Below are 23,913 nucleotides of genomic sequence, written 5' to 3'. Positions count from 1 at the left end.
GCTTCTCGCCCACATTCTCGCCCCGCAATATCACCTGACCCATATGCGACACATCAAACAACGCCGCCTTCTCGCGGCACTGCTTATGCTCACCCATGATCCCCAGCGGATACTGAACCGGCATCTCCCACCCGGCAAAATCAACCATCTTGCCGCCCAACTCAACGTGAAGCCCAAAAAGCGGCGTGCGTCTAATCTCGGTCATTGATCCAACCTTTCACTCAACGGGACTGGTCGCGAACAACCATGACAGTGCAATGCGCGTTGCGCACGACACGGGCCAGGTTCGGACCGATTTCATAATTCGGAAAATCACCCTTGGTCGATGCCATGACGATCAGGTCAAAGCCGTCCTTGTAGGCGCGCTTGAGGATTTCACGGTAAACGCTGCCTTCTTCAACATGGACAGGCACGTCCGATGCGTTGCCATGATCCAGAATGGCCTGAACCGCATTTCGCACGTGATCTTTGGCGCCGGCGCCGTAGTTGGCGGGCAGGTTCGGCAGCTGGATGATCTCGGGGATGACGGCAACCGCGTGCAGTTCAGCCCCGTAGAACCTGGCCTGTTCCAAGGCAACTGGCAGGGCATTCTTCCACGAACGGTCGTCGGTGTGATCAATGGGCAGCAGGATTTTCGTGGCCATCACGTCTCTCCTCGAGATATGGAATTCTGTTTTTTTAAGGCGGGGGGCCGGAATGGCCCCCCGGTTTCAAGTCAGACCAAGCTTATTCGGCAGGCGCGCCGCCCGGCTCTTCGGACTTGCCGCCCGAGGCGAAGAACTCTTTCGTCAGCTTGAAGACGATCGGGCTCAGCAGGGCCAGGGCGATCAGGTTCGGAATGGCCATCATGGCGTTCAGCGTGTCGGCCAGCAGCCAGACAAAGCCCAGATCCGCGGTTGCACCGAAGTAGATCGCGATGATCCACAGGATGCGGTAGGGAAGCAGGGATTTCACGCCCAGCAGGAACTCGACGCATTTCTCGCCATAGAAGGACCAGCCGAGGATGGTGGTAAAGGCAAAGATCGACAGAGCGATGGCGATGATCGACCCGCCGATACCCGGCAGCGTGGTCTCGAACGCCAGCGAAGTCAGCGCCGCACCGGATTCCCCCGATGTCCAAGCACCTGACGAGATGATCGCCAGACCGGTGATCGAACAGACGATGATAGTGTCGATGAACGTTCCCAGCATCGCGATCAGGCCCTGATTGACCGGGCCTTTGGTCTCGGCTGCCGCGTGCGCGATCGGAGCGGAACCCAGACCCGCTTCGTTCGAGAAAACACCGCGCGCCACACCAAAGCGGATGGCGGCCCAGACGGCTGCACCAGCGAAACCACCTTCGGCGGCTGATGGGGTGAAGGCGTAGGTGAAGACCAGCGACAGCGCATGACCGATGTTGCCGATGTTGATGATCAGGACCAGCAGTCCGGCAACGATATAGGCAATCGCCATGAACGGAACCAGTTTACCGGCGACCGCACCGATACGGGTGATACCACCCAGAATAACAGCGGCGGTCAGAACCATCAGAGCGACACCGGTGACCGAGGTGTTTACTCCGAAATTCGATTCCAGAACCTGTGCAACACCATTGGCCTGCACGCCGTTACCAATGCCAAAGGCCGCAACTGCGCCAAACAGGGCAAAGGCAACACCCAGCCACGCCCATTTCGCGCCCAGACCGTTCTTGATGTAGTACATCGGGCCGCCGACGAAGTTGCCCAGCTCGTCCTTTTCGCGGTATTTCACCGCGCAGACAGCCTCGGCATATTTGGTGGCCATGCCCACCAGGGCGGTCATCCACATCCAGAACAATGCGCCCGGACCGCCCAGGAAGACAGCAGTGGCAACACCGGCGATGTTCCCCGTACCGATGGTGGCCGACAGCGAAGTCATCAACGCGTTGAACGGGCTGATCTGCCCTTCGCCCTGACCTTCACGGCCTTTGAACAGCAGGCTGAAGCCCGTGCCAATGCGCAGGATCGGCATGAACTTCAGTCCGACCTGCAGGAAGAAGCCGACGCCAAGGATGAGAACCAGCATCAGCGGCCCCCACACGACGCCATTGATGGCCCCTACGATTGAATTTAACGCTTCCATGGATTCCCTCCCATTTGCGTTTGGTTTATGCCCCTTTGGCGATAGCCCGCTGGCGAGCCTGCCTGAGAGCAGCGAAATCTTCGTCCGCATGGAACGACGACCGGGTCAGCGGGGTTGCTGACACGTGCAAAAAGCCCTTGGACCGGGCAATCTGTTCCAGCTGGGCGAACTCTTCCGGTGTCCAGAACCGGTCGATTCGATGGTGTTTCGGGGTTGGTTGCAGATATTGGCCAACGGTCAGGAAATCGACCTGCGCTGCACGCAGATCATCCATGACCTGACGCACATCCGTGAGTGTTTCCCCCAGGCCCACCATCAGGCCGGATTTGGTGAATAGTTCCGGATTGGCGCGCTTGGCATCATCCAGCAGCCGCAGCGACGTGTAATACCGCGCGCCAGGACGGACGGTCGGATATAGGTGCGGCACGGTTTCCAGATTGTGGTTGAACACGTCCGGTGCGGCGTCAAAGACTGCCTTGGCGGCGTCGCCCTTGCCTAGAAAATCGGGGGTCAGAACTTCGACCGTGGTGCCGGGGTTTTGGTGGCGTACCGCCCGAATGGTCTGGGCAATATGCTCGGCCCCGCCATCGGCCAGATCGTCGCGATCGACCGAGGTGATGACGACATGGCGCAGGCCCAGCTTCCTGACCGCCGCTGCAACGCGACCGGGTTCGAAAGCGTCCAGCGCGTCGGGGCGGCCAGTCGATACGTTGCAGAACGAGCATCCGCGTGTGCAGACCTCGCCCATAATCATCATGGTTGCGTGGCGCTTGGACCAACACTCGCCGATATTGGGGCAGGCCGCCTCTTCGCAGACCGTCGCCAGATTGTGATCCCGCATCAGGCGCCGGGTTTCGTAATAGGCGGAGCTGTCGCCTTTTTTCTTGCGTATCCACTTGGGTTTGCGCGGAATGACGCTGTCGGCCTTTTTGGCTTTTTCCGGGTGACGTGGTCTAAGCTGGATGGTCATCTGGCTGGTCCCCGCTACGCGTGAATTGCCCGGCCCATGGCATCAAGGCAGGCTTCTTTCACAGCCTCGCCCATCGCCGGGTGGGCATGGCAGGTGGCTGCGACCTCGGCGACGGTGATGCCCTTGGCCATGGCCAGAACCAGCTCGGCAATCAGATCTCCCCCATGCGCACCGCAAATATGCGCGCCCAAGATCTTGCCTTCGGAACTGGCCAGCACCTTGACGGCCCCGTCGGTCTCGCCGGTCGAGCGCGCCCGCGAATTGGCCATGAAGGCAAACTTCCCGACTACGTATTCAATGCCCGTTTCTTGCAAGGCTTCTTCGGTCAGCCCGACCGAGGCGACCTCGGGGTCGGTGTAAACCACGCCGGGCACGGTATTGTAGTCAACATGTCCCGCTTCGCCTGCCAGCATCTCGACACAGGCAACGCCATCCTCTTCGGCTTTGTGCGCCAGCATCGGCCCTGGAACGCAGTCGCCAATGGCATAGATGCCGGGAACAGAGGTACAGAATGTGTCATCCACCTGAATAAAGCCGCGCGGGTCGCAGGCTATCCCCAGTTCTTCCAGCCCCAACCCGCGCGTTACCGGTCGGCGTCCGACGGCGATCAGAACCTTGTCGGCCTCGATCACCTCTTCCTTGTCTTTGCCAACCCGATCCAGAGCAAGCGTCAATCCGGCCGCGGTCTTGTTGACGGATTTCAATGCCCGACCAAGCTGGAACTTCAGGCCGCGCTTGGCCAGCGCCCGCTGCGCCAGTTTTGCAATCTCGCCATCTATGCCGGGCAGCACACGGTCCAGATATTCGACGACGGTGACTTTCGCGCCCAGACGCGCCCAGACCTGACCAAGTTCCAGACCGATCACACCTGCGCCGACCACCACCAGATGATCCGGCACGCTTTCCATCGCGATCGCGCCGGTCGAACTCAGGACGTCCTGCTCATCAATCTCGATCCCCGGTAGCGAGGTAGGTTCCGACCCGGTCGCGATCAGAATGTTCTTTGCCTCATAGATGTCAGCGCCAACCTTGATCTGCCCGACTGAAGGGATGCTGGCCCAACCTTCGATCAGGTCAACGCCGTTCTTCTTGAACAGGAATGCGATGCCTTTGGTCAGGTCGCCCACGATCTTGTCCTTGCGCTCCATCATCGCGCCGACATTGATGCTGGCCCCCTCGACCGCAACACCGTGGGAGGAGAGATGTGCAAGCTCGGCATATTTGGCCGAGGAGGTCAGCAACGCTTTGGAGGGGATGCACCCCACGTTCAGACAGGTGCCGCCAAGAGCGCCGCGCCCTTCGACGCAGGCAACTTTCAGTCCCAGCTGAGCCGCGCGGATCGCGGCAACATAGCCGCCCGGTCCGCCTCCGATGACAATCAGATCGTAGGTGTTCATTTCGCGCACTTTCAGTAGATCGGGTGGCTTGCGCAAAGCGCGCGAACCTTTTCGCGGGTTTCTTTTTCGATGGCCGCGTCGCCTTCGGGCGACTGCGCCAACGCGTCCAGAACATCGCCGATCAGATGGCCGATCTGTTTGAACTCTTCAGGGCCAAAACCCCGGCTGCACCCGGCGGCAGTGCCCAGACGGATGCCGCTGGTGATGGTGGGCTTCTGGGGATCGCCCGGAACGCTGTTCTTGTTACAGGTGAACCCGGCACGTTCCAGCGCGGCCTCGGCATCCTTGCCGGTCACACCGATCGGGCGCAGATCGACCAGCATCAGGTGGTTTTCGGTGCCACCCGAAACGATGTCACATCCGCGCGCCATCATGACATTGGCCAAAGCCGATGCACTGTCGACAACGCGCTGCATGTATTCTTTGAACTCCGGCTTCAGCGCCTCTCCGAATGCAACCGCCTTGCCGGCGATCACATGCATCAGCGGTCCACCTTGCAAGCCCGGGAATACGGCAGAGTTGATCTTTTTCGCCAGCGCTTCGTCATTGGTCAGAATGATCCCGCCCCGCGGGCCGCGCAGTGTCTTGTGGGTGGTTGAGGTGACGATATGCGCGTGCCCAATGGGCGAAGGGTGCAGGCCAGTTGCGACCAGACCCGCGATATGCGCCATGTCCGCCAGCAACCACGCACCAACTTCATCTGCGATCTCGCGGAAACGGACAAAGTCGATCTTCTGGGAATAGGCCGATGCGCCTGCGATGATCAGCTTGGGCTTTTCCGCCCGGGCCAGCTCGGCCACCTGGTCGTAATCGATCAGGCCGGCTTGGGTCAGACCGTATTGTACCGGCCGGAACCACTTGCCGGATTGGGCAGGTTTTGCACCGTGTGTCAGGTGTCCGCCCGCATCCAGCGACATGCCCAGGATGGTGTCACCGGGGCTCAGCAACGCCAGTTTGACCGCCCCGTTCGCCTGAGCGCCGGAATGGGGTTGAACGTTGGCGTATTCACAACCGAACAGCTGTTTCAGCCTTTCGATGGCCTCGACTTCGACCTCGTCGACATATTCGCACCCGCCATAATAGCGGCGCGCAGGATAACCTTCGGCGTATTTATTGGTCAGGACCGAGCCCTGAGCCTCGATCACAGCTTTCGAGACGATGTTCTCGGACGCGATCAATTCGATCTGTTCCGCCTGCCGTATTCCTTCGCGCGCGATCGACGCGGCGATTACCGGGTCAGCCTCATTCAGCGACGTTTTGAACATTATCCCCTCCTCTGGTTCCGAATCCTCAGTACGAAACTTTGTTTCCAATAGTGGAAAATGATCCAACAAGGCAACATAAATCTCTTATTCAAGAAGTTGCGTATGTATGGGAAAACCTGTAGCCTTTGAAAAACAGGGGGAAATCCATGGTCGATGAAAGCCAAAACGATGTTTCCGGGTTGGAAGAACCGGATGAAGGCGAGGCTTTGGGCCGCTCCATTCGCGATGCGCGACGATCAAAAGGCTGGACTTTGGAAGAGGCTGGCCGTGCTGCGGGTATTGGTCGGTCCACTCTGTCCAAGATCGAAAACAACCAGACACGGCCTAGTTTTGAAATCGTGCGGCGCCTGACACAGGCGCTCGACATGAGCACGCCACAGCTGTTCCTGCAATCGGGTCAGTCGGGCATCTCGGGTCGCCGCGATTTCACCCCAAAAGGCGAGGGGGAATTCAAGACCACGCCCACCTATCATCACGAACTGCTGTGTTCTGAACTGACCAGCAAACGGATGCTACCCTATATCGCAACGATCAAGGCGCGGGATGTATCCGAGTTCGACACTTGGATTCGGCACTCTGGCGAAGAATTCATGTATGTACTCAGCGGCGAGCTGATTTTCCTTTCCGAACATTACCGACCCCTGCCCATGAAGGCGGGGGATTCACTGTATTACGACAGTGGAATGGGCCATGGCTGTATCTCGACCAGCGACGAAGACGCCAAGATTCTGTGGGTTTCGCTGGAGTGACATCAGAAAACCGCATGCTTTATTGCAGGTTGTGAAAAGCAACAAACGGCTTCCCGCCAGTCCGGGCTCATCGCCCCGACAGGTTTCCATTCCGAAATGCGGTCGGCGTTTGACCGAATTCGGCCTTGAACGCGCGGGTCATGGCGCTGGCGTTTTCATATCCACAGCGCCCCGCGATCTCGGCGATGGATTGTTCCGTATCCTCGGCCAGATTGCGCGCGCGGTTTAGGCGCAGACGCCGGTACAGCGCTTGCGGAGTTGTTTTCAGTTCCGCCTGAACACGCGTTTCAAGCCGTTTTTGCGAACACCCGATTTTCCGGGCCACACTCCGGACTGACAGCGGTGCTTCAAGATGCGCCTGCATGACGGTCAGCGCACGATTGACCAGCGTGTCCTCGGATTTCAGAGGCAGGTCATAATGGCCACGCCCGTTCCGGCTCATGAACAGGTGCTCAACCTCCATCGCCAGCAGCGGGCCGTGATCCCGGCGGATAAGGGTCAGGGCCAGATCGAAGGCTGCCATGGCCCCGGAACAGGTCAGACGGTTGCCATCGATGACAAACCGTTCCTGCACGGCCTCTACCGCCGGAAACCTTTCTTCGAACCGCGAAAATTCGTCCCAATGAATGGTTGCCCTGTGGTCATCCAGCAATCCGGCGCTGGCAAGCAGCCAGCTTCCCGTATCCAGCCCGGCCAGGTGCTTGTGTTTCTTGGCCGCAGCCAGCACGGCCCGCATGGTCGACCGCGTATCCAGCTTCAGGTATCCATATGACGGCATGACAACAAGAAAATCCCCCTGTTGATCGCCGATGGCCCCGTTCGGGGTGACGACAAGGCCGCTGGAGCTTTGAACAGGGTTGCCGTCAAGCGAACAGAAGCGCCACGTATATAACGCCTGCCGCGACAGGGTGTTTGCCGCCCGCAACGGTTCGACCATGTTCGCAAGGCAATGGTTCGAGAACCCGTTGAACAGCAGGACATTGTACTGCTGCGTTAATATTTTCGAATTTGGCATGAAACTGATCTATCTCTGCATGCCGCGACCATGAGCGATGGCGTTTGGTTGGTCAACCACCGATCCAGGGAACACGCGCCATGCAGTTTGGTCTGACAGAAGAACAGGACATGATCGTTTCGACGGTCCGCAGCTTTGTAGAAAAAGAAATCTACCCGCATGAAGACGCGGTGGAACGCAGCGGAACGGTCCCGCTGGAGCTTGGCAATGAGATCAAGCAGAAATGTATCGATCTGGGGTTCTATGCTTGCAACTTCCCCGAAGAAGTGGGCGGCGCGGGCCTGTCGCATCTGGATTTTACACTGGTCGAGCGTGAGCTGGGTCGTGGGTCGATGGCGCTTACGCATTTCTTTGGCCGCCCGCAGAACATCCTGATGGCCTGCAACGATGAACAGCGCGAACGCTATCTGCTGCCTGCTGTGCGCGGGGAAAAGATGGACGCGCTGGCGATGACTGAACCGGATGCCGGATCGGACGTGCGCGGCATGAAATGTCAGGCGGTGCGCGACGGTGGCGACTGGGTCGTCAACGGATCGAAACACTTCATCTCGGGCGCGGAACACGCGGATTTCTTTATTGTATTCGTTGCCACCGGCGTGGATGAGACCCCGAAAGGCCCCAAAAAACGCATCACCACCTTCCTGGTGGATCGCGGCACACCGGGCTTTGAAGTGCGCGACGGTTACAGATCCGTCAGCCACAGGGGCTATAAAAACTGTATCCTGTATTTCGACAATTGCCGCCTGTCCGATGCCCAGGTTCTGGGCGAGGTCGATGGCGGCTTTGCGGTGATGAACGAATGGCTCTACGCGACCCGCCTGACGGTTGCGGCCTTCTCGGTCGGTCGTGCGCGGCGCTGCTTTGACTATGCGCTGAACTACGCCGCCGAGCGCAAGCAATTCGGCCAGCCCATCGGCAAGTTTCAGGGTGTCGGTTTTCAGATTGCCGACATGATCACCGAGATTGATGCCGCCGACTGGCTGACCCTTGCCGCTGCTTGGCGTCTGGATCAGAACCTGCCCGCAAACCGCGAGATCGCCTCGGCCAAGCTCTATGCCTCCGAGGCATTGGCGCGGGTCACCGACACGACGCTGCAAATCTTCGGCGGCATGGGCCTGATGGATGATTTCCCGATTGAACGGTTCTGGCGCGACGCCCGGGTCGAACGGATCTGGGACGGCACCAGCGAGATTCAGCGCCACATCATCAGCCGCGATCTTCTGCGTCCGCTGGGCGCCTGACCATGACCAAAGACCTGACCCGGCTGCTGCGCCCGAAATCCATCGCTGTCATTGGCGGCGGTGCATGGTGCCAACAGGTTATTCTGCAATCTGAACGCATGGGATATGCTGGTCAGATCTGGCCGGTCCATCCCAAGGCTTCGGACATTGCGGGCCACAAGGTTTATGGGCATGTCGAAGACCTGCCCAACGCACCTGACGCGGTTTTTATCGGTATCAACCGCCACGCCACAGTCGAAGCGGTTCAAGTCCTGTCCAGCATGGGTGCGGGTGGCGCTGTCTGCTTCGCCTCGGGCTTTTCCGAGGCCGTGGCCGAGGACGACACCGGCGGGGATTTGCAGGATCAACTGATCGCAGCGGCCGGTGACATGCCCATTCTGGGCCCGAATTGCTATGGCTTCATCAACGCGCTGGACGGGGCATTGCTGTGGCCGGATCAGCACGGGGTTGTGCCCGTCGACAAGGGCGTGGCGATCCTGACGCAAAGCTCGAACATCTCGATCAACCTGACAATGCAGAAACGCGGGCTGCCGATTGCCTATATGGTCACCTGCGGAAATATGGCTCAGACCAGTCAGGCGCAAATCGCCTCGGCCCTGATCGATGACCCGCGCGTGACTGCCGTGGGCCTGCATATCGAAGGCTTCAAGAACATCCGCGAGTGGGAGGCGCTGGCCGCCAAAGCCCATGCAAAAGGCATCCCTCTGGTCGCCCTCAAGGTCGGCGCATCGGAACAGGCGCAAGCGGCAACCGTTTCCCATACCGCATCTCTGGCGGGCAGCGATGCCGGGGCGCAGGCGCTGCTTAACCGGCTTGGCATTCCGCGCGTTTCGGCACTGCCTGACTTCCTTGAAACGCTTAAACTGTTGCACTGCTACGGGCCGCTGCCGGGGGGCAAAATTTCCTCGATCAGCTGTTCGGGGGGCGAGGCGAGCCTGATTGCCGATATGGCCGTCGGCACGGGGTTGCAATTTCAACGGCTGAGCGGTGAAAAGCTGACCCGCCTGCGCGGCGCGCTCGGGCCAATGGTCGCGCTGAACAACCCGCTGGATTATCACACCTATATCTGGCGTGACGAGCAGGCGATGACGCGGGCCTGGTCGGGCATGACGGGTGACGATATCGACATGACATTCTCGATCGTCGACTACCCGACCACCGACTCCACCGATTGGGCCTGCGCAACGCAGGCAGCGCTGAACGTACGGGCAGAAACCGGCGCCCGGTTTGCGATTGTCGCCACCTTGCCGGAACTTTTGCCGGAAGACATCGCACAACAGCTGATGGCCGGGGGTGTTGTCCCCTTCATGGGCCTGCGCGAGGCGCTATCTGCGACCCGCGCCGCAGGGCAGGTCAAGGCCCCATCCGCAGCGCCCGTTTTGCAACCGGGCATGATGGAACCAACCCAAACCCTGACCGAAGGCGCCTCGAAGGCGGCGCTGGCGGAATGCGGCCTGCGTATCCCGCAGAACCAGTCGGTGCGGGGCGCGGAAGCTGCCCGTGCCGCAGCGGACCAGATGGAAGGCCCCTTTGCCGTCAAAGGTGTCGGGCTTGCGCATAAATCCGAACACAGCGCCGTTCGGCTGGGCATCCGGGCCCAGGACGTCGCGGCTGTCGCGGCAGATATCGGCACCGAAGACATCCTGATCGAGGAGATGGTCACCGGACCCGTTGCCGAGCTTCTGATCGGCGTGGTGCGTGACCCTGCGCATGGGTTTGTTCTGACCCTTGGGGCAGGGGGCGTGCTGACCGAACTGCTGCGCGATACGGTATCCTTGCTGGTGCCCAGCCCGCCCGAAGACATCCGCTCCGCCCTCGGTCAATTGAAGATCGCCCCGCTGCTGGCGGGCTATCGCGGCCAACCGGCGGCTGATATGGACGCGGTTGTTGCCGCGGTCGAGGCCGTTCAGACCTATGTCATGCAAAATGCCGACACGCTTGGCGAGGTCGAGATTAACCCGCTCCTGTGCACGCCGGACAAAGCCGTTGCCGTGGACGCCCTGATAAGAAAGGCCTGAGATATGGACCCGATCAAAACCCGCCGCGATGACTCGATCCTCGAGGTCACGCTGGACCGCTCCAAGGCAAACGCGATCGATCTGATCACCAGCCGCAGAATGGGCGAGGTCTTTGCCGAATTCCGCGACGACCCGGACCTGCGCGTGGCCATCCTGACTGGCGCGGGCGAAAAATTCTTTTGCCCCGGCTGGGATCTGAAAGCTGCCGCCGACGGCGACGCGGTGGACGGAGATTACGGCGTCGGCGGGTTCGGAGGCCTGCAAGAGCTGCGCGACCTGAACAAGCCCGTGATTGCCGCCGTCAACGGTATCGCCTGCGGCGGCGGGCTAGAGCTGGCCTTGTCAGCAGACATGATCCTTGCAGCTGACCACGCCACTTTTGCCTTGCCGGAAATCCGCTCGGGCACCGTTGCGGATGCCGCCAGCGTCAAACTGCCCAAGCGCATTCCCTATCACATCGCGATGGAGCTGCTTCTGACAGGCCGCTGGTTTGATGCCGAAGAAGCCAACCGCTGGGGTCTGGTGAACGAGATCGTCGCCGCTGATCAGCTGATGGACCGCGCGTGGGACCTTGCCCGCCTGCTGGCGTCAGGGCCGCCGCTGGTCTACGCGGCCATCAAGGAGATCGTGCGCGATGCCGAAGACGCCAAGTTTCAGGACGCCATGAACCGCATCACCAAACGGCAACTGCGCAGCGTGGATGTCCTCTATTCCAGCGAGGACCAGCTTGAAGGCGCGCGTGCATTTGCTGAAAAACGTGATCCGGTCTGGAAAGGCAAATAATAACGCAGCGTGTTTGTCGCGCGGATCCGGTAAATTTCCCATTTACTGATCCGCGCCACAGGTGCACAGTTAGGCATGCCTTATTTCGAACGAAAACCATACGTTAGCACGCCACTTCCGGTCAGCCCGATCGCGCCGCAGCCGGATGCGCAACCGATCTCGGACATTGCCCGCCGCGTGCTTGGGGCTGAACGGGGCGCGCAACAGCCGCTTGAAGGGCCATTTGCGTGCCGCAAAACCTGCCACCCCGGCGGCACCGCAACCATATTGCTGTCCTTTGATGCGCCAAGTGGTGGCGGGCCTGTCGCACTACAGTTCGAACCGGGCGACCTGATCAACCGGAACGGCGACACTCTTCCGGCAAACCGGGTCAATGTTGTCCCCGCGCAAATCCAGCTAAACCCCGGTGAGTCAACAGATGTTGCCGTCATTGTAACTGTGCCGGACCTCGCCGATCCCGGCGAATATCACGGTCGGATTGCCTGCACGGGCACAGTGCAAACCTCGATCATCGTGATGTATGAGGTGGCGGGCGCTCAAACCTGACGGGTTACGAGATAGTCCATGAAATGGCCCAGAAACGCGCGCGGCACTTCTTCTGTGGCTGCAAAAACCTGCGCAAACTCCTGACGGGCCGAGGCCAGCAAGTCATTGGCCGCGTCCTGTGCATATCTGATGCAGCCATAGTGATCCATGCGATCCAGAACCCAGCTGACATCCTGCGTCGAGCGGTTGTCACGCGGGTTTGACAACATCTCCGACAGGCGCGCTTTTTCGGGCTCGTCCGCCTGCAAGCTAAGCCGCCCCAGCATCAGCGTGCGTTTGCCTTCGTAAATGTCCCCGCCGATCTCTTTGCCATATTTGTCCTGCGAGCCCACGAGGTTCAGAACATCATCCTGTATCTGAAACGCGGCCCCCAGAAAAAACCCAAACGCGTTGAAATCGTCCAGGTTCAACGCGCCAGACGCCACATCATGAGGCCGGGCAATCAGCGCCCCGATGCGCATGGGGTGAATGAAGCTGTACCAGCAGGTCTTTTTCAGACACATCGTCAGGTAATCCGACGCATCCACGTTCAGCCGGTTGTCCCGTATCCAGCCAAGCTCCAGCGCCTGACCTTCAATGGACTGCTGCAACAGATGATCGAACTCGTCCACCACGCGTATACCCGTTTCAGGGCCCAGCGGCCCAAGGTTCTGGCGCAACAGGCGCAGGGCCAGCGATTGCATCCCGTCACCGGTATTGATCGCCAAAGGGACCCCTAGCCGCTTGTGCATACATTCGCGCCCGCGCCTGAAATCACTTTGATCCTCGATATCGTCATGGATCAGAAACGCGTTGTGCAGCAGTTCAAGAACGGCGGCTGACACTCGCGCGGTCTCGCTGTCACCACCGAAAGCCTCGCAGGTGGCCAGCAACAGCGCGGGCCGCAACCCCTTGCCCGAGGTTTCGATGTAATCCCGCATCGGCCCGTACAGGTAGGCCTGCGGCTCGCCCGTCGGCAGCATCTGCAAAAGCGTCTCACGGGCCCGATCCCCGTATGAGGTCAGCGTTTTCAGAAAATCCTGCTGTGCCGCAGGATCCAGATGTGCTGTGCCAGTGGCCACAGGGTCATCCCTTCTGGGTGATGATCACACGGGTTTTGGTCTCGTTCCTGCCCGTCTCGGCAAGGTTTGGTCCGGTTGCGGACAAAGGTGAATCCGCCAGCGGCAAGGCTTTGGACAACACCCCCGTCTGGCCGCTGTCCCGGCCCAGATCAAAGGCAACATCCTCTGCAATCTCCTCTCCGGGGATCGGAAGATCAGCGGTCGGCTCGTAGGCCACCATCAGGTCAAAAAGCTCTTTTGGAGGGCAGATCATGCGCAACGCGTCCGCAATCGCAGGGTCTTCGGTAATCCCGCCGGGTTTTGAATATTCCGTAGCCGGTTTCGCAATGACGGCAAGCGGCCCTTCGCCGCCACGCTCAACACCCACTGCATCCTGTCCAATCCTCAGCGCGGCTTCGACCGCAACCGCAAACCGGTTGTCCCAGGGCAGGCCGGCCTGATAACGGGCAAAATCATAGGCGCGCAGCGGTTTCAGGATATCCGGCTCGTGCAGGTCCCAGATCTGGCAGGGCTCTGCTTTTGATCCACCGCGTTGCAGGATGGCGTTGACCGCCCGGCGCGCCGCTTCGTTTGCCCCTTCCATGGTGGCAAGGTCGGTGTAGGTGCGCACATAATCCGATGCCAGCATGAAATTCGGGATCAACGTGGCCGCCTCAGGGCGCAACCGCCAGCTGTTGATGCGGTTGACCAACAGCGGCTCCACATTGGTTTGGCGCTTGGGGTCGTTGGGATCCTGTACGATATCCGGATCAAGGAACCAGTAATGCATGTCCTCGTCGCGCAGGATGGTCTGGCCATCCACGTTGACGCTCCGCTTGAGCTGTTCCCAAACCTCTTGCGCAATCTCCTCGCGGCTGCAATCACGCGCGGTTTTTCCGTTCAGGCCCGGCTTGTCCCATTCCGAAATATCTATTGAAAGCAGACCTTTGGTCTTGCCTTCTGCCCAGTTTTCAAAGTTGATGGCCGACCAGAACTGTTTTTGCGAAACCGCGGTCAGGGCCCATGGGCTGTCAATGAAAATGACATGGCCGTGCGTCAGTTCAACATCCTTGGTCAGATAGAACTGAATTCCGTTCATCCATTGCACATCTTCGGCCAGCAGGGGCAGCTTGGCCAGAGACGGGTCGATTGCCGTCATCGCAGGGGTGATCAGCGGAGCGATCCGTTCGATCGGCATCGCACTGATGAACCAATCCCCGGTGACCTGCTTTTCTTCGCCATCCTGTTCAACCGTCGCGCTGACGATGCGGCCATCCTGGCAGTCGATGCCCGTGACCTTTGAGTTGAACTTGTACACGACCCCCTTGCTTTTGAGGTAATCCAGCCACGGCTGTATCCAGACAAGGTTAGTGGGGCCGTTCAACAGCCGGTTGCCATGCGGCTCGGGCGTCGCGATACCCAGTTGAAGCTGAACGGCAATGTCGCCCACCGTCTTTGTACTGGCAGTTGTCGCCTTCGCGGCCACCAGCGAACGGGTCAGGCCAATGGCCAGGAACTTCTGATACGCTTCCGAGCGTTGTTCGGCACCGATGAAGTCCCACCACCCGATGCGTTCATATTCGTCGAACCGGCGTTCCTTGCAGGATGTCGCGATGCGCCACATGCAGGCGATGAAATGTTCGACATCCTCATAGGCGATCTGGTCCCGGGGCGACAGCGTGAATGCAACCGTCTTGAGCGCGTCGGCCACGTCTTTCAGCGTGCGGGGAAACCGTTCGGGAACGATGATGCCTGGGTCGTCAAACTGGCTGACCAGAACCTGAGTGGTGGACACCAGATTATCATAACAGGTGCCTTTGCCGTAATAGGGCGTGCGCGCCATCGTATCGGTGATATGGCGATAGAAATTCGGAAAGAACCGGAACCCGTGCTCGCCGGGCAACCAGGGGCGTTTCACGCCTGGGGGATAACTGGCACCGTCCATCTCGGCCCATTGTTCAAGCGCCTTGATGTGTTTCGCCTTGGACCCGTGATCGCCTTCGCCCTTCATCACGGGGATGCTGCGTGCCTTACCGCCGGGGATCAGCTGGCGCTCGTGAATCTCGACCTCGTACCCGCGCTCGATCAGCTCATGCGCGGCGCTCATTCCGGCCACGCCACCGCCCAATATGACAACCTTTTCAGCCATCGGATGTTCCTTTCGCGGAATAGACGTCAAAGCGCAGGGTGATATCGGACAGGCTGGCTTCGCCGATGCCGAACCCCTGCAACCTGTTCATCCAGGCATAATTCGGGTTTGACGTCAGGTATCGCGGCGCCAGCCGGACCGGGGCTGAGGCGGGCAGATTGCCCTTCGCCAGCCCGGCATACCCATCTGGGCCAAAGTCACAAACGCCGGTATCTTCAAACAGGATCGGCGCACCCCCTTCAACGGGTTGAATAAGCGCTCGGGCGTGCAAAAGCCCAACTCCGTCGGACCGCACACGCATCCAGTCGCCCCCCAGCGGATCGATCGTCCCCTTCAGATGAGGCCCTTCAACCGTTCCGCCCCCTTTGATCCCGAAATGCAGCCAGATGCCGTCCGGTGTTTCACCCGAAGGATAGAACTCGTCGGTGAACGGCACTACAAACCTGCCCACATGTTCAAGCGCGGGCACTTGCGTGACTGGCTTTGCCGGGCTTGGCGGCGCAGGTTCGGAGGGCTTTCCGGGGCCAGGATCATATTCGCGACCACCGGTCGTCAGCACCGGTCGCCAGGTCAATGTCTTTTCCTGGGTCACAGATGGCAGCATGGCTGCAAACTGCTGAAACCCTGTCATCGGGTCGCATTGCAAGGGCCAGCCGCGAATGGCGCGTTCGGGGCCACCATCTTCGGAACAGATCACGCGGACCACGTCATGCGAAGACACGGCGGGTCCGGCTTCGATCAGCACCCGATTAAGCCCATTTTCGTTGATCAGCTCGGACCAACGCAATGTCACGCCCCGGTCTGTAAACTCCCCCATGACCAGATCTCCGGTCAGCACGTAATGGTGCAGATCGCCTGTGCTTCTTTGATCCTCAGGTGGAATTTCTGCTGCACGCGGAAGATGTGCTCACCGTCAGACGAGGTTTGCAGATACTTCACCGCGATATCCGAAGGCACGACAATCTCGACCGGCGCGCCTTGCAGCGATACAAGTGCTGCCTTGTTTGCAGGAAGGGTGCCCGATCTCAGCAGCGGGCCGTCAAGGAACGGAAGAATACTGTCACGCGGCAGCACCATCGAGTTTTCGATCGGCGTGGTCACGGCCTGAAACAGTCCGTTACCCATCACGCAGGCAAAAGGCCCAAGGTATCCGTGCGCTTCCAGCTTGTTGATGCCCGCAACCACGGCCTCGAATACTTCAGGGCCGGAACAGGGCTTTTTCTTCCCGTTGATCGAAATGGACTGACCTTCGCCAGCCTCCAGCAGCCCCGGGTATTTGCCGCCGCCGCTGACGGTATAGATCGGCGGCAGATCGGCAGGTGCGCCACCGGCATGTTTGGGGGCTTCGCTGCTGCCTGGCTGGCCGTTGAAAACGATGTCATCCTCGACCTTGGCCACGACGGCGGCGGCCCGGCGGAACATGATCATGGCCGCGGCCAGTTCCGGATCAGCCACCTGCGCGCCTTTCAGGTAGACGTTCACGGAAACCGTCGTCAGCCGCAGGGTGTCATAATCATTCACTTCCAGACGCTTGGCCGCGCCTGATGCGTTGTCGACCAGACCAAGCTTGTTCAGGGGAACAGATTGCGTGTCCGCTGGCAGCGGCCCATAAAGCGGCAGAAAACTCGCAGCCACCCGCGCACGCAGCGCTTCATCATGGACGGCCTTGTTAACGGCATTCCACTGTTCGGTGTTCCAATCCAATGCGTCGGTCATTGTAAATCCCTCTTGGTGATGCTGCCCTGTTTGGCCGGGCAGTCCGTCTCGTTCATTCGGCTTTCGTCAAACTGTCCAGAAGTGCCCCGGCGCGTTGTTCCTGAACAACGGCACCACATTCGCGGGCAAGCGCCAATGCCTGTTCAACCTCGGCAATCGCGCTGTCCCGATCACCCTTGGCTGCAAAGGCTTTGGCCCGCACGCGGTGATATTCCGGTTTGTTCAGCGTTTCTCCTCGTTCCCAACCGGGGGTACACACGGTTTCAAGCCGGTCCAGGGCCTGATCAATATCCCCGTGATCGATCATCAACTCAGACAGAACAATCTGATTCTGCGGAAAAGTAAAGTTTCCACCAGACTTGGAGATCAGGTTCATGCAGGCCTCGATATGGGCCGGAACGCCCTCGATGTCTCCTTTTCCCGCCTGCGCAAGACCCATGTAGATATCCTGCATGGCGTGAAGATACAGGAACCCTTCCTCATCGGCGATCTTGCGGGCTTCCTTCATGGTCACATCCAGCCGGTCCCACTCGCCCGCGTAGGGCAGGAACATGCTGCACGCGCCCATGATGTAGACAAGGTTGGGTGCGTGGTTCAGTGCCCGGCTGACGTCGATGGCTTTCAGACGTGCGGCCTCCGCCTCATCAAACTTGCCCTGCTGCCACAGAAGGCACCCCTGAATGGCCAGCAAAGACGCCGTGGTCGAGGACTGGGTCATCGGCATCATGGCCATGTCCAGCTCGGGGGTAATCAGGGCAAAGGCACGGTCAAGCTGCTGCTCGCAATCCGCGAATTCCCCGCGGAAGTAATGCGTAAAACTCAGCGCGCGGGCCGCCAGCACGTTGGCGACAGGATCGCCGCTCATACCGGCCATCGCGTCCAGAGCCTGTCCCATCTCCATTGCGCGGTTCATCTGGCCCGCGACAAAGAAATTGGTCCAGCGGCAGAAAGTGGCCGCGAAAAGGGTTTCTCCATCGCCCAATGCATGGGCAAGCTCCATCGCGCGGGCGGCTGTCTCTCCGACCTGATCGGAGGACCATCCATAGATCGCCATGTAAGCTGGCAGGATATTCATCTGCACCCGAAGCTCGAATCCGTCACGCTCGGCATTGGCGGGCATCGTTCCGATATTGCGCAGTGCCGCGCGAAACGCCGAGATCGCAGGCAGGTTCGCCAACCGCGTCAGGGCTTGTTCACCTGCCGTAAACCAGTTGGACACCGCCTCATCCTTCAACCCGCCATGGTCACAGTGATGCGCCACGGTATCGGGGGCGGGGTTTCCGAATGCGTTATGTCCGGCCAGCAAAGCCCGGGCGATTTTCAGATGAACCTTCTGCCGGTCTTCGCGCAGCAGCGAGTTATAGGCCGTATCCTGAACCAGCGCGTGGTTGAACGTATAGGTGGCCGTTCCGGCTTCGCCCGTGATCAGCACAACCCCAGCCGCCATCAGCTGCATCAGCGCGCTTTCCACATCCATGTCTTCCTGCGCCACCGCCTGGATCATCGCCGAGGTGAAACTGCGCCCGATAACAGACCCAAGCTGCGCAATGGGCTTGGCGTTTTCCATCCGGTCAAGACGCGACATCAACGAATCCTGAAGGGTTGCGGGGATACTCAGGGCATCCAGAACCTCGGCGTTGATCGGCGCATCTTGCGGCAGCTGGTCCAGAACCGCCTTTGTCATCTCTTCGATGTAAAGCGGCACGCCATCGGCTTTCTCGACAATCTGCCTGATCAGGATGACCGGCAAACTGTACGGCTCGGCCACGCGCCGGACCAGTTCCGAGGCTTCACTGCCGGCCAGAGGCGTCAGATCGATGCGCGCCGCGCGGCCCTCGTAATGCTCTGGCGGTTCATATTCAGGGCGATGCGACAGGACCACCAGTATCGGGAACCCGTCCAGTCCTGATGCCAGCGCCTCCAGCACGTCCAGCGTGGTTGCGTCAGCCCAGTGCACGTCTTCCACCACCAGCAGCAAGGTGCCGCGCCTGTCACACAGGCTGCCAAGGCTGCGCAACAACACGTCCAGCGATTTGCGGGCCTTCTTCAGGGGATCGGGATCCGGCGCTGCGCCCGTTTCGACCCCGGCCATATCCAGAAGAACAGGCAAATCCGCGTCGCTCAGACGAGAGGCGGCCTGAACAAAATCGGAAATCGCGCCCCGGATGCTGTCATCGGACTTGTCGCCTGAAACACGCCTCAACTCTCCCACGATCGGGTGAAGCGGAAGGCTGGCCAGATGCGGAATGCACTGCAAGGTAAAGGGTTTGACGCCAATTGTTTCAGACAGGGACTTGATCAGCCGCGATTTGCCAATGCCTGCGGCGCCACCGACAAACGCAAACCTGCCGGAGCCCGCCTGTGCATCTTTCCAAAGCTGGGTCAGAACCGAAAGATCGTCGCCACGGGCGACAAGATCAACAGCTGACTGTCCGACACGCGCATCGAACCGGCTGGTCGCGACGCTTTCGGAAATGGCGCGATAGACGGTGCGCTGATTGTCAAACCCTTTCAGGTTCTGGCTGCCACGGGGCTCGAACTCGAATGCGCCCTGTGTCAATCGCCACGTCTCTGCGGAAACGATCACCTCACCCGGCTCGGCCAGACCTTGCAGGCGGGATGCAAGGTTCGCGGTTTCACCGACCAGAAAGTCCTGCGACCCAAGACTTGTTGACGAGACCACTCCCACAACAACCATACCGGTGGCAATTCCCGCGCGCAGATCCAGTTTTTCGCCAAACCTGTTTTCAAGGTTTTGTACGGCTTCGATGGTTTCCAGCACGGCGCGAACGGCGCGTTCGGCATCGTCCTCCATGGCTTTGGGATATCCGAAATAGACCATGATCCCGTCGCCCTGCCTGTAGGCCAGATGACAGCCATGCTGTTTCAGGGTGCCAATCGCCGTATCCAGATACAGGTTCATGATCTGCATCAGGTCTTCCGGGTCATACCGCTGGGCCAGCTGCGTCGACCCTACGAGATCGCAGAAAACCAGCGTAAGCTGCCGCCGTTCGGCTTCGGACCTAAGCTCCTGCCGGGTCGATGCTTCCTCAGATTTCAGACGGGCCTGCGCCTTGCGAAACCGTTTCCGTTCGCCAACCGTCAACCCCAGATCACGCAGTTCGGGATCTGTCAGCTCGTCCAGAATATCATCATCCACACCTTCCTGCCGAAACAGGGTGGCATGGTTTTCCAGATCAGCCAATTGAAGAACTTTTGAGATACGCGGCGATGCCTCAAGGACCCCCGTCATCGTTCTGCGCCCCCGCCCATTTTTCTTCCCCCCTTATTCCCCTCAAAACATATTGTATTTGTATAAGCAAAAATAGAGAGGAATTTACGTTCTATCCACATGACGCTGGGACACCATTGTTAACTTGTTATCTGCTGTGACAGATGTCGTTTCGAATTTCCACTCCACTTTGAATTTTTCTTGCCAAATCATTGGCTTTCGGTTTCATATTGATTTTTCACGCGCGAATTCGGGCCTGGCCTGCTGCCTTGCCGCGCGGAATGGGAATGGGTGTTTTGCCCTTGGCGCTAGGGCCTCGTACGCTTTCATCGAAGTTGTGGAAATGCGAAAATCAGACCCTGCCGATTTTCGTTGCTGCCGCGCTCCTTAAACGCTTCCGCTACGTCAATGGACGTGTCGCGCGCGGTACAAGCACCCGCTTTGGCGCTGGAAACGTGACCCGGCAGGATACCGGTTCCACCAATGGGCAGAACCGGTGTCTTCTTCAGACAGTTGCGCCTTTCAGACGGATGGCAGTGCCAAGGCTGCCCGCGCAAAGCCCGACCAGAACCGAGATGCCCAGTTCCAGCGCTTCCACATGGGCAAACTGAAAGCCCGCGAAAACCAGCGTTTCCAGAATGCCGACACCGGCCCCCAGTGCCGCACCCAACCACAGCTTGCGGGTCATCATTCCAAGCGCCAGTCCCAGTATGCCGGGCAGGCCCAGGACATTGGCGCCGATTGTTCCAAGTAAGTCTAACATGTCTGCCCCCACCCTAATTCGAGCTGTTGTTCAGAAACGCGCGGATGTCGCTGCCCGAGGCGGAAGCATGTTCCTGAAGAACCACGCCCTCCACGGCCTCGCTTATCTTCTGGTATTGTTCCAGATAGTTCGCGGGCAGATTATGCGCGATGCCCTGATGGCAATCGATGCATGTCATGCCGGTGTCGATGGCGCGCTGGTGTTCCGACGCGGCGCGGGTTTCCTGAATGGTAAAGTCCATGTAGTCAAAGTTATGACAGTTGCGGCATTCACGGCTGTCCGATTCCTTCATCTTCTTCCAGACGGCCGAAGCCATGCTCAGGCGATGCTCTTCGTACTGCTCGGGTGTGCTGATGGTTCCGGCCAGCTCATGATAGACGTCTTTGACGGCCATGATCTTGGCTTTGATCTTGTGGCTCCATTCATCCGGCACGTGGCAGTCGGAACAGATCGCGCGAACGCCGGAATGGTTGTTGTAATGAACCGTTTCGCGATACTCGCCCAGGTTGGTTTCCATCGTGTGGCACGAGGTACAGAATTCTTCGGTATTCGTCAGCTCAAGGGTCCAGTGAAATCCACCCCAGAACAGGATACCGGCCAGAAATCCGGCCAGGACCAGAAAGCCTGAACTGAACAGCACCGTCGGCGTCCAGATCGCGTTCCAGAGGCGACCAGGCAAGCCGCGGTTTTCAGGAGAGTCGGCCATATCGGTGCTCCTTTCAGTCTTGCGTTGGATCAATTGCCGGCGGAGGGCTGGAACACGTTTTCGACCAGCGGCGGGGCGTCGGCCTGCGGTACGTGGCACTGGTTGCAGAAATACCGGGTTCCGGCGATCCGATCCAGTTCGCGGCCTTCGCGGTCCAGATAATGGGTCATCGAAAGGGTCGGTGCATTTCTCTCACCAGCTTTGGACCAGTCATGGCATGACAAACACTGATTGGTGCGCACATCGATTTGATACTGTTCGATCGAATGCGGGATCAGCGGCGGCTGCTGGCGATAATTACGCTGCATCCGTCCTTCTACATTCTTGTGGATTTGATCCAACGGGATCAGCTCGTCCACGTCCGCACCGCGCAGGGTTTCAACCTGAGCAGATTGCGCGACGGCCCATCCGCTCAGCAACAATACGGGTAGAAGGGCAATTCCGCCTGTAACGATTGATTTTTTCATCTTGGCACTCCCCTAGATAGGTCTGGCGGCGCGCGGCTCGGGCGCGGCAACTGGATCGGAAGGTTGGACGATGTGGTCGTCGAACCGGTGAGTAAAGGTAAAAACGTCGACCGCGCAGACATCGATGCAGCGGCCACAATTCGTGCAGTCGGGTGACAGGATCAGCGGGGTACTTCCCGGTTTGCCCTTCAGCGCGGGCGAGATCACCTGATTTTCCGGGCAGACCGCATAACAATCCATGCAGTCATCGCAGGCGGCGCGGTTTGCGGCGCTGATCCGCAGCAGGCTTTTTGCTCCAATCAGGCCATAGAACTCGCCCACCGGGCACAGGTGTCCGCACCATCCGTGGCGCGAGACGAAGACGTCAAAGACAAAGATGGCGGCGATCAGGGCCCAGACAAAGCCCATTCCAAAGACCAGCCCGCGATGCAGCATGGTGATCGGGTTGATCAACTCCCACGCGATCATGCCGCTCAGACCCGAAACAAGCAGGACAGTTGCCAGAATCCACAGGCGCGTGCCGCGCTTGGGCTGCCAGCCTTTCGGCAGGTCCAGCTTGCGGTGCAGCCAGTTGGCCGCGTCTGTCACCGGGTTTATGGGGCAGACCCAGGAACAATAGACACGGCCACCAATCAGCGCGTAGACCACCAGAACGATCAGCCCACCGATCAGCGCGGTCATTTCGGGCCAGTGGCCTGCAACCATGCTCTGCAACAGGATGAACGGATCGGTCAAAGGCAGCACGCCCAGCGTCAGCGACCCAGCCAGCGTGCCCTGAACAATCCAGATACCGAACCATGGGCCCAGCAGAAACAGAACCAGAAAGAACAGCTGGCTTGCACGGCGCAGCAGCAGATAGCGATGCGCGCCGATCCAGCCCTTGCTGGCGATGGCCTCGTGACCTGTGGGCATATCTGTGCGGGCACTCATTGTCCCACCCCCGGCAGATCATATCCCGGTGCAAAGCCGCCGGGCGTGGCCAGATTGTCCGTGCCCGGTCCGGGCAAACGGTCCGGCAGATCGATGATCCCCTCGACCACCGGCGCGCCTTTCGCGGCCTTTTCTTCCCAGCCCTTGCGGTAATGCTCTGCCGAACTGCCCCGCGCCAGCCGGGCAGGCAGCACCTTGATGGCGGCCTCTGGCAGAACACAGCTTTTCTCGCACATGCCGCAGCCGGTGCAGCGGTCGGCGTGGACGGTCGGGATGAACATCGCGTGATGACCCGACCGCGTGTTGTGCGTGGTGTCCAGCGTGATCGCCTCGTCAATGACGGGGCAGACACGGTAACAGACATCGCAGCGCAACCCGAGGAAGTTCAGGCAGTTCTCCTGATCGACCAGAACCGCGACCCCCATCTTCGCATCGTCGATATTGTCCAAAGCGGGGTCCAGTGCCCCGGTCGGACATGCAGCGACGCAAGGGATGTCGTCGCACATCTCACAGGGAATATCCCGGGCGGTGAAAAAGGGCGTTCCCGTCGCTACCGCGTCCGAGCCTAACTCGGCCAGTTTCAACGTATCGTATGGGCAATCCCGTACGCATAATCCGCAGCGGATGCAGGCCGACAGGAACTCCTTTTCCGGCAGCGCGCCGGGCGGGCGCAAAGCCTCGGCCGGCAGGGCGCGGGCGTCGCGGGCCAGATAGGCCAGCACCGTCCCGGCGACCACGCAGCCGCCCGCCGCCCGCGCCGAATCCTGCAGGAACCGGCGCCGCTGCGGCGAAAGGGGTTTGTCGGCAAAAGACATGAGGATTTACC

21 protein-coding genes and 1 pseudogene are annotated in these 23,913 nt (G+C 59.7%); 5 read left to right on the top strand and 17 right to left on the bottom strand.

Annotated features, from left to right (window positions below; all coding sequences use genetic code 11):
- The 6 genes and pseudogenes from gcvT to glyA all read right to left on the bottom strand — a co-directional run.
- Positions 1-205: pseudogene (gene gcvT / locus ACR0LL_RS17385) on the bottom strand (glycine cleavage system aminomethyltransferase GcvT); the annotation flags it as partial.
- Positions 206-221: 16 nt separating this feature from the next.
- Positions 222-644 carry a universal stress protein gene (locus tag ACR0LL_RS17380; RefSeq protein ID WP_480588528.1) on the bottom strand — a complete coding sequence of 141 codons (423 nt, stop codon included), beginning with the start codon at positions 642-644 and terminating at the stop codon, positions 222-224.
- An 82-nt stretch (positions 645-726) separates the two neighbouring features.
- Positions 727-2,100 carry an alanine/glycine:cation symporter family protein gene (locus tag ACR0LL_RS17375; RefSeq protein WP_480488771.1) on the bottom strand — a complete coding sequence of 458 codons (1,374 nt, stop codon included), beginning with the start codon at positions 2,098-2,100 and terminating at the stop codon, positions 727-729.
- 25 nt (positions 2,101-2,125) lie between these two features.
- Positions 2,126-3,070, bottom strand: coding sequence for a lipoyl synthase (gene lipA, locus ACR0LL_RS17370; protein ID WP_480588526.1), 945 nt, complete (start codon positions 3,068-3,070; stop codon positions 2,126-2,128).
- A 14-nt stretch (positions 3,071-3,084) separates the two neighbouring features.
- On the bottom strand, positions 3,085-4,467 hold the full coding sequence (gene lpdA / locus ACR0LL_RS17365) for a dihydrolipoyl dehydrogenase (protein WP_480588525.1): 1,383 nt from the start codon (positions 4,465-4,467) through the stop codon (positions 3,085-3,087).
- 11 nt (positions 4,468-4,478) lie between these two features.
- Positions 4,479-5,732: a serine hydroxymethyltransferase gene (gene glyA, locus ACR0LL_RS17360; RefSeq protein ID WP_480484282.1), complete on the bottom strand. Its 1,254-nt coding sequence runs from the start codon at positions 5,730-5,732 to the stop codon at positions 4,479-4,481.
- A 146-nt stretch (positions 5,733-5,878) separates the two neighbouring features.
- On the opposite strand from glyA, the gene ACR0LL_RS17355 reads away from it, so the two are divergent.
- Positions 5,879-6,481 (top strand): helix-turn-helix domain-containing protein, encoded by a 603-nt coding sequence (locus tag ACR0LL_RS17355; protein ID WP_480588523.1) that lies wholly within the window; start codon positions 5,879-5,881, stop codon positions 6,479-6,481.
- Between the two features lie 67 nt (positions 6,482-6,548).
- Here the strand turns inward: ACR0LL_RS17355 and ACR0LL_RS17350 are convergent, their stop codons facing one another.
- Complete coding sequence (locus ACR0LL_RS17350) at positions 6,549-7,496, bottom strand: GlxA family transcriptional regulator (RefSeq protein ID WP_480588522.1); 948 nt, start codon at positions 7,494-7,496, stop codon at positions 6,549-6,551.
- Positions 7,497-7,576: 80 nt separating this feature from the next.
- On the opposite strand from ACR0LL_RS17350, the gene ACR0LL_RS17345 reads away from it, so the two are divergent.
- The 4 genes from ACR0LL_RS17345 to ACR0LL_RS17330 all read left to right on the top strand — a co-directional run bounded on the left by ACR0LL_RS17345 (position 7,577) and on the right by ACR0LL_RS17330 (position 12,084).
- Positions 7,577-8,737 (top strand): acyl-CoA dehydrogenase family protein, encoded by a 1,161-nt coding sequence (locus ACR0LL_RS17345; protein ID WP_480484285.1) that lies wholly within the window; start codon positions 7,577-7,579, stop codon positions 8,735-8,737.
- A gap of 2 nt (positions 8,738-8,739) precedes the next feature.
- A complete protein-coding gene (locus ACR0LL_RS17340; RefSeq protein ID WP_480588520.1) occupies positions 8,740-10,755 on the top strand; it encodes an acetate--CoA ligase family protein in 2,016 nt (671 codons plus the stop codon).
- Between the two features lie 3 nt (positions 10,756-10,758).
- Positions 10,759-11,538 carry a carnitinyl-CoA dehydratase gene (locus tag ACR0LL_RS17335; RefSeq protein ID WP_480588518.1) on the top strand — a complete coding sequence of 260 codons (780 nt, stop codon included), beginning with the start codon at positions 10,759-10,761 and terminating at the stop codon, positions 11,536-11,538.
- 75 nt (positions 11,539-11,613) lie between these two features.
- Complete coding sequence (locus ACR0LL_RS17330; protein ID WP_480588516.1) at positions 11,614-12,084, top strand: hypothetical protein; 471 nt, start codon at positions 11,614-11,616, stop codon at positions 12,082-12,084.
- Here the strand turns inward: ACR0LL_RS17330 and ACR0LL_RS17325 are convergent.
- The 10 genes from ACR0LL_RS17325 to napG all read right to left on the bottom strand — a co-directional run bounded on the left by ACR0LL_RS17325 (position 12,075) and on the right by napG (position 23,902).
- The gene (locus ACR0LL_RS17325; protein ID WP_480588514.1) at positions 12,075-13,145 is read right to left on the bottom strand and encodes a polyprenyl synthetase family protein; all 1,071 of its coding nucleotides are present in this window, start codon (positions 13,143-13,145) and stop codon (positions 12,075-12,077) included. The two genes, ACR0LL_RS17330 and ACR0LL_RS17325, sit on opposite strands and share 10 nt — an antisense overlap.
- Positions 13,146-13,149: 4 nt before the next feature.
- On the bottom strand, positions 13,150-15,273 hold the full coding sequence (locus tag ACR0LL_RS17320; RefSeq protein WP_480588512.1) for a hydroxysqualene dehydroxylase: 2,124 nt from the start codon (positions 15,271-15,273) through the stop codon (positions 13,150-13,152).
- Complete coding sequence (locus ACR0LL_RS17315; RefSeq protein ID WP_480588510.1) at positions 15,266-16,090, bottom strand: DUF3237 domain-containing protein; 825 nt, start codon at positions 16,088-16,090, stop codon at positions 15,266-15,268. The genes ACR0LL_RS17320 and ACR0LL_RS17315 overlap by 8 nt, the downstream gene beginning before the upstream one ends.
- A gap of 14 nt (positions 16,091-16,104) precedes the next feature.
- Complete coding sequence (locus ACR0LL_RS17310; protein ID WP_209507025.1) at positions 16,105-16,989, bottom strand: encapsulin; 885 nt, start codon at positions 16,987-16,989, stop codon at positions 16,105-16,107.
- A 52-nt stretch (positions 16,990-17,041) separates the two neighbouring features.
- Complete coding sequence (locus ACR0LL_RS17305; RefSeq protein WP_480588508.1) at positions 17,042-20,242, bottom strand: adenylate/guanylate cyclase domain-containing protein; 3,201 nt, start codon at positions 20,240-20,242, stop codon at positions 17,042-17,044.
- Positions 20,243-20,726: 484 nt separating this feature from the next.
- Positions 20,727-20,984, bottom strand: coding sequence for a hypothetical protein (locus tag ACR0LL_RS17300; RefSeq protein ID WP_267363546.1), 258 nt, complete (start codon positions 20,982-20,984; stop codon positions 20,727-20,729).
- A 13-nt stretch (positions 20,985-20,997) separates the two neighbouring features.
- Positions 20,998-21,690 (bottom strand): NapC/NirT family cytochrome c, encoded by a 693-nt coding sequence (locus ACR0LL_RS17295; RefSeq protein WP_480588506.1) that lies wholly within the window; start codon positions 21,688-21,690, stop codon positions 20,998-21,000.
- Positions 21,691-21,719: 29 nt separating this feature from the next.
- On the bottom strand, positions 21,720-22,157 hold the full coding sequence (locus ACR0LL_RS17290; RefSeq protein ID WP_480588504.1) for a nitrate reductase cytochrome c-type subunit: 438 nt from the start codon (positions 22,155-22,157) through the stop codon (positions 21,720-21,722).
- 12 nt (positions 22,158-22,169) lie between these two features.
- Positions 22,170-23,087, bottom strand: coding sequence for a quinol dehydrogenase ferredoxin subunit NapH (gene napH, locus ACR0LL_RS17285; RefSeq protein ID WP_480588502.1), 918 nt, complete (start codon positions 23,085-23,087; stop codon positions 22,170-22,172).
- The gene (napG, locus tag ACR0LL_RS17280; protein WP_267363552.1) at positions 23,084-23,902 is read right to left on the bottom strand and encodes a ferredoxin-type protein NapG; all 819 of its coding nucleotides are present in this window, start codon (positions 23,900-23,902) and stop codon (positions 23,084-23,086) included. The genes napH and napG overlap by 4 nt, the downstream gene beginning before the upstream one ends.
- Between the last annotated feature and the right edge of the window lie 11 nt (positions 23,903-23,913).

The sequence above is a fragment of the Ruegeria sp. AI2 genome (genome assembly GCF_056541275.1).
This window is presented reverse-complemented; position numbering and strand designations above follow the sequence as displayed.

What these genes read in the sequence shown, in the direction of transcription:
- ACR0LL_RS17340 (WP_480588520.1), top strand. Translation starts at nt 8,740, where the DNA reads ATGACCAAAGACCTGACCCGGCTGCTGCGCCCGAAATCCATCGCTGTC.
- napG (WP_267363552.1), bottom strand. Translation starts at nt 23,902, where the DNA reads ATGTCTTTTGCCGACAAACCCCTTTCGCCGCAGCGGCGCCGGTTCCTG.
- lpdA (WP_480588525.1), bottom strand. Translation starts at nt 4,467, where the DNA reads ATGAACACCTACGATCTGATTGTCATCGGAGGCGGACCGGGCGGCTAT.
- lipA (WP_480588526.1), bottom strand. Translation starts at nt 3,070, where the DNA reads ATGACCATCCAGCTTAGACCACGTCACCCGGAAAAAGCCAAAAAGGCC.
- ACR0LL_RS17300 (WP_267363546.1), bottom strand. Translation starts at nt 20,984, where the DNA reads ATGTTAGACTTACTTGGAACAATCGGCGCCAATGTCCTGGGCCTGCCC.
- ACR0LL_RS17320 (WP_480588512.1), bottom strand. Translation starts at nt 15,273, where the DNA reads ATGGCTGAAAAGGTTGTCATATTGGGCGGTGGCGTGGCCGGAATGAGC.
- ACR0LL_RS17305 (WP_480588508.1), bottom strand. Translation starts at nt 20,242, where the DNA reads ATGACGGGGGTCCTTGAGGCATCGCCGCGTATCTCAAAAGTTCTTCAA.
- ACR0LL_RS17375 (WP_480488771.1), bottom strand. Translation starts at nt 2,100, where the DNA reads ATGGAAGCGTTAAATTCAATCGTAGGGGCCATCAATGGCGTCGTGTGG.
- ACR0LL_RS17350 (WP_480588522.1), bottom strand. Translation starts at nt 7,496, where the DNA reads ATGCCAAATTCGAAAATATTAACGCAGCAGTACAATGTCCTGCTGTTC.
- ACR0LL_RS17335 (WP_480588518.1), top strand. Translation starts at nt 10,759, where the DNA reads ATGGACCCGATCAAAACCCGCCGCGATGACTCGATCCTCGAGGTCACG.
- ACR0LL_RS17330 (WP_480588516.1), top strand. Translation starts at nt 11,614, where the DNA reads ATGCCTTATTTCGAACGAAAACCATACGTTAGCACGCCACTTCCGGTC.
- ACR0LL_RS17355 (WP_480588523.1), top strand. Translation starts at nt 5,879, where the DNA reads ATGGTCGATGAAAGCCAAAACGATGTTTCCGGGTTGGAAGAACCGGAT.
- napH (WP_480588502.1), bottom strand. Translation starts at nt 23,087, where the DNA reads ATGAGTGCCCGCACAGATATGCCCACAGGTCACGAGGCCATCGCCAGC.
- ACR0LL_RS17295 (WP_480588506.1), bottom strand. Translation starts at nt 21,690, where the DNA reads ATGGCCGACTCTCCTGAAAACCGCGGCTTGCCTGGTCGCCTCTGGAAC.
- ACR0LL_RS17315 (WP_480588510.1), bottom strand. Translation starts at nt 16,090, where the DNA reads ATGGGGGAGTTTACAGACCGGGGCGTGACATTGCGTTGGTCCGAGCTG.
- ACR0LL_RS17310 (WP_209507025.1), bottom strand. Translation starts at nt 16,989, where the DNA reads ATGACCGACGCATTGGATTGGAACACCGAACAGTGGAATGCCGTTAAC.
- ACR0LL_RS17345 (WP_480484285.1), top strand. Translation starts at nt 7,577, where the DNA reads ATGCAGTTTGGTCTGACAGAAGAACAGGACATGATCGTTTCGACGGTC.
- ACR0LL_RS17290 (WP_480588504.1), bottom strand. Translation starts at nt 22,157, where the DNA reads ATGAAAAAATCAATCGTTACAGGCGGAATTGCCCTTCTACCCGTATTG.
- glyA (WP_480484282.1), bottom strand. Translation starts at nt 5,732, where the DNA reads ATGTTCAAAACGTCGCTGAATGAGGCTGACCCGGTAATCGCCGCGTCG.
- ACR0LL_RS17380 (WP_480588528.1), bottom strand. Translation starts at nt 644, where the DNA reads ATGGCCACGAAAATCCTGCTGCCCATTGATCACACCGACGACCGTTCG.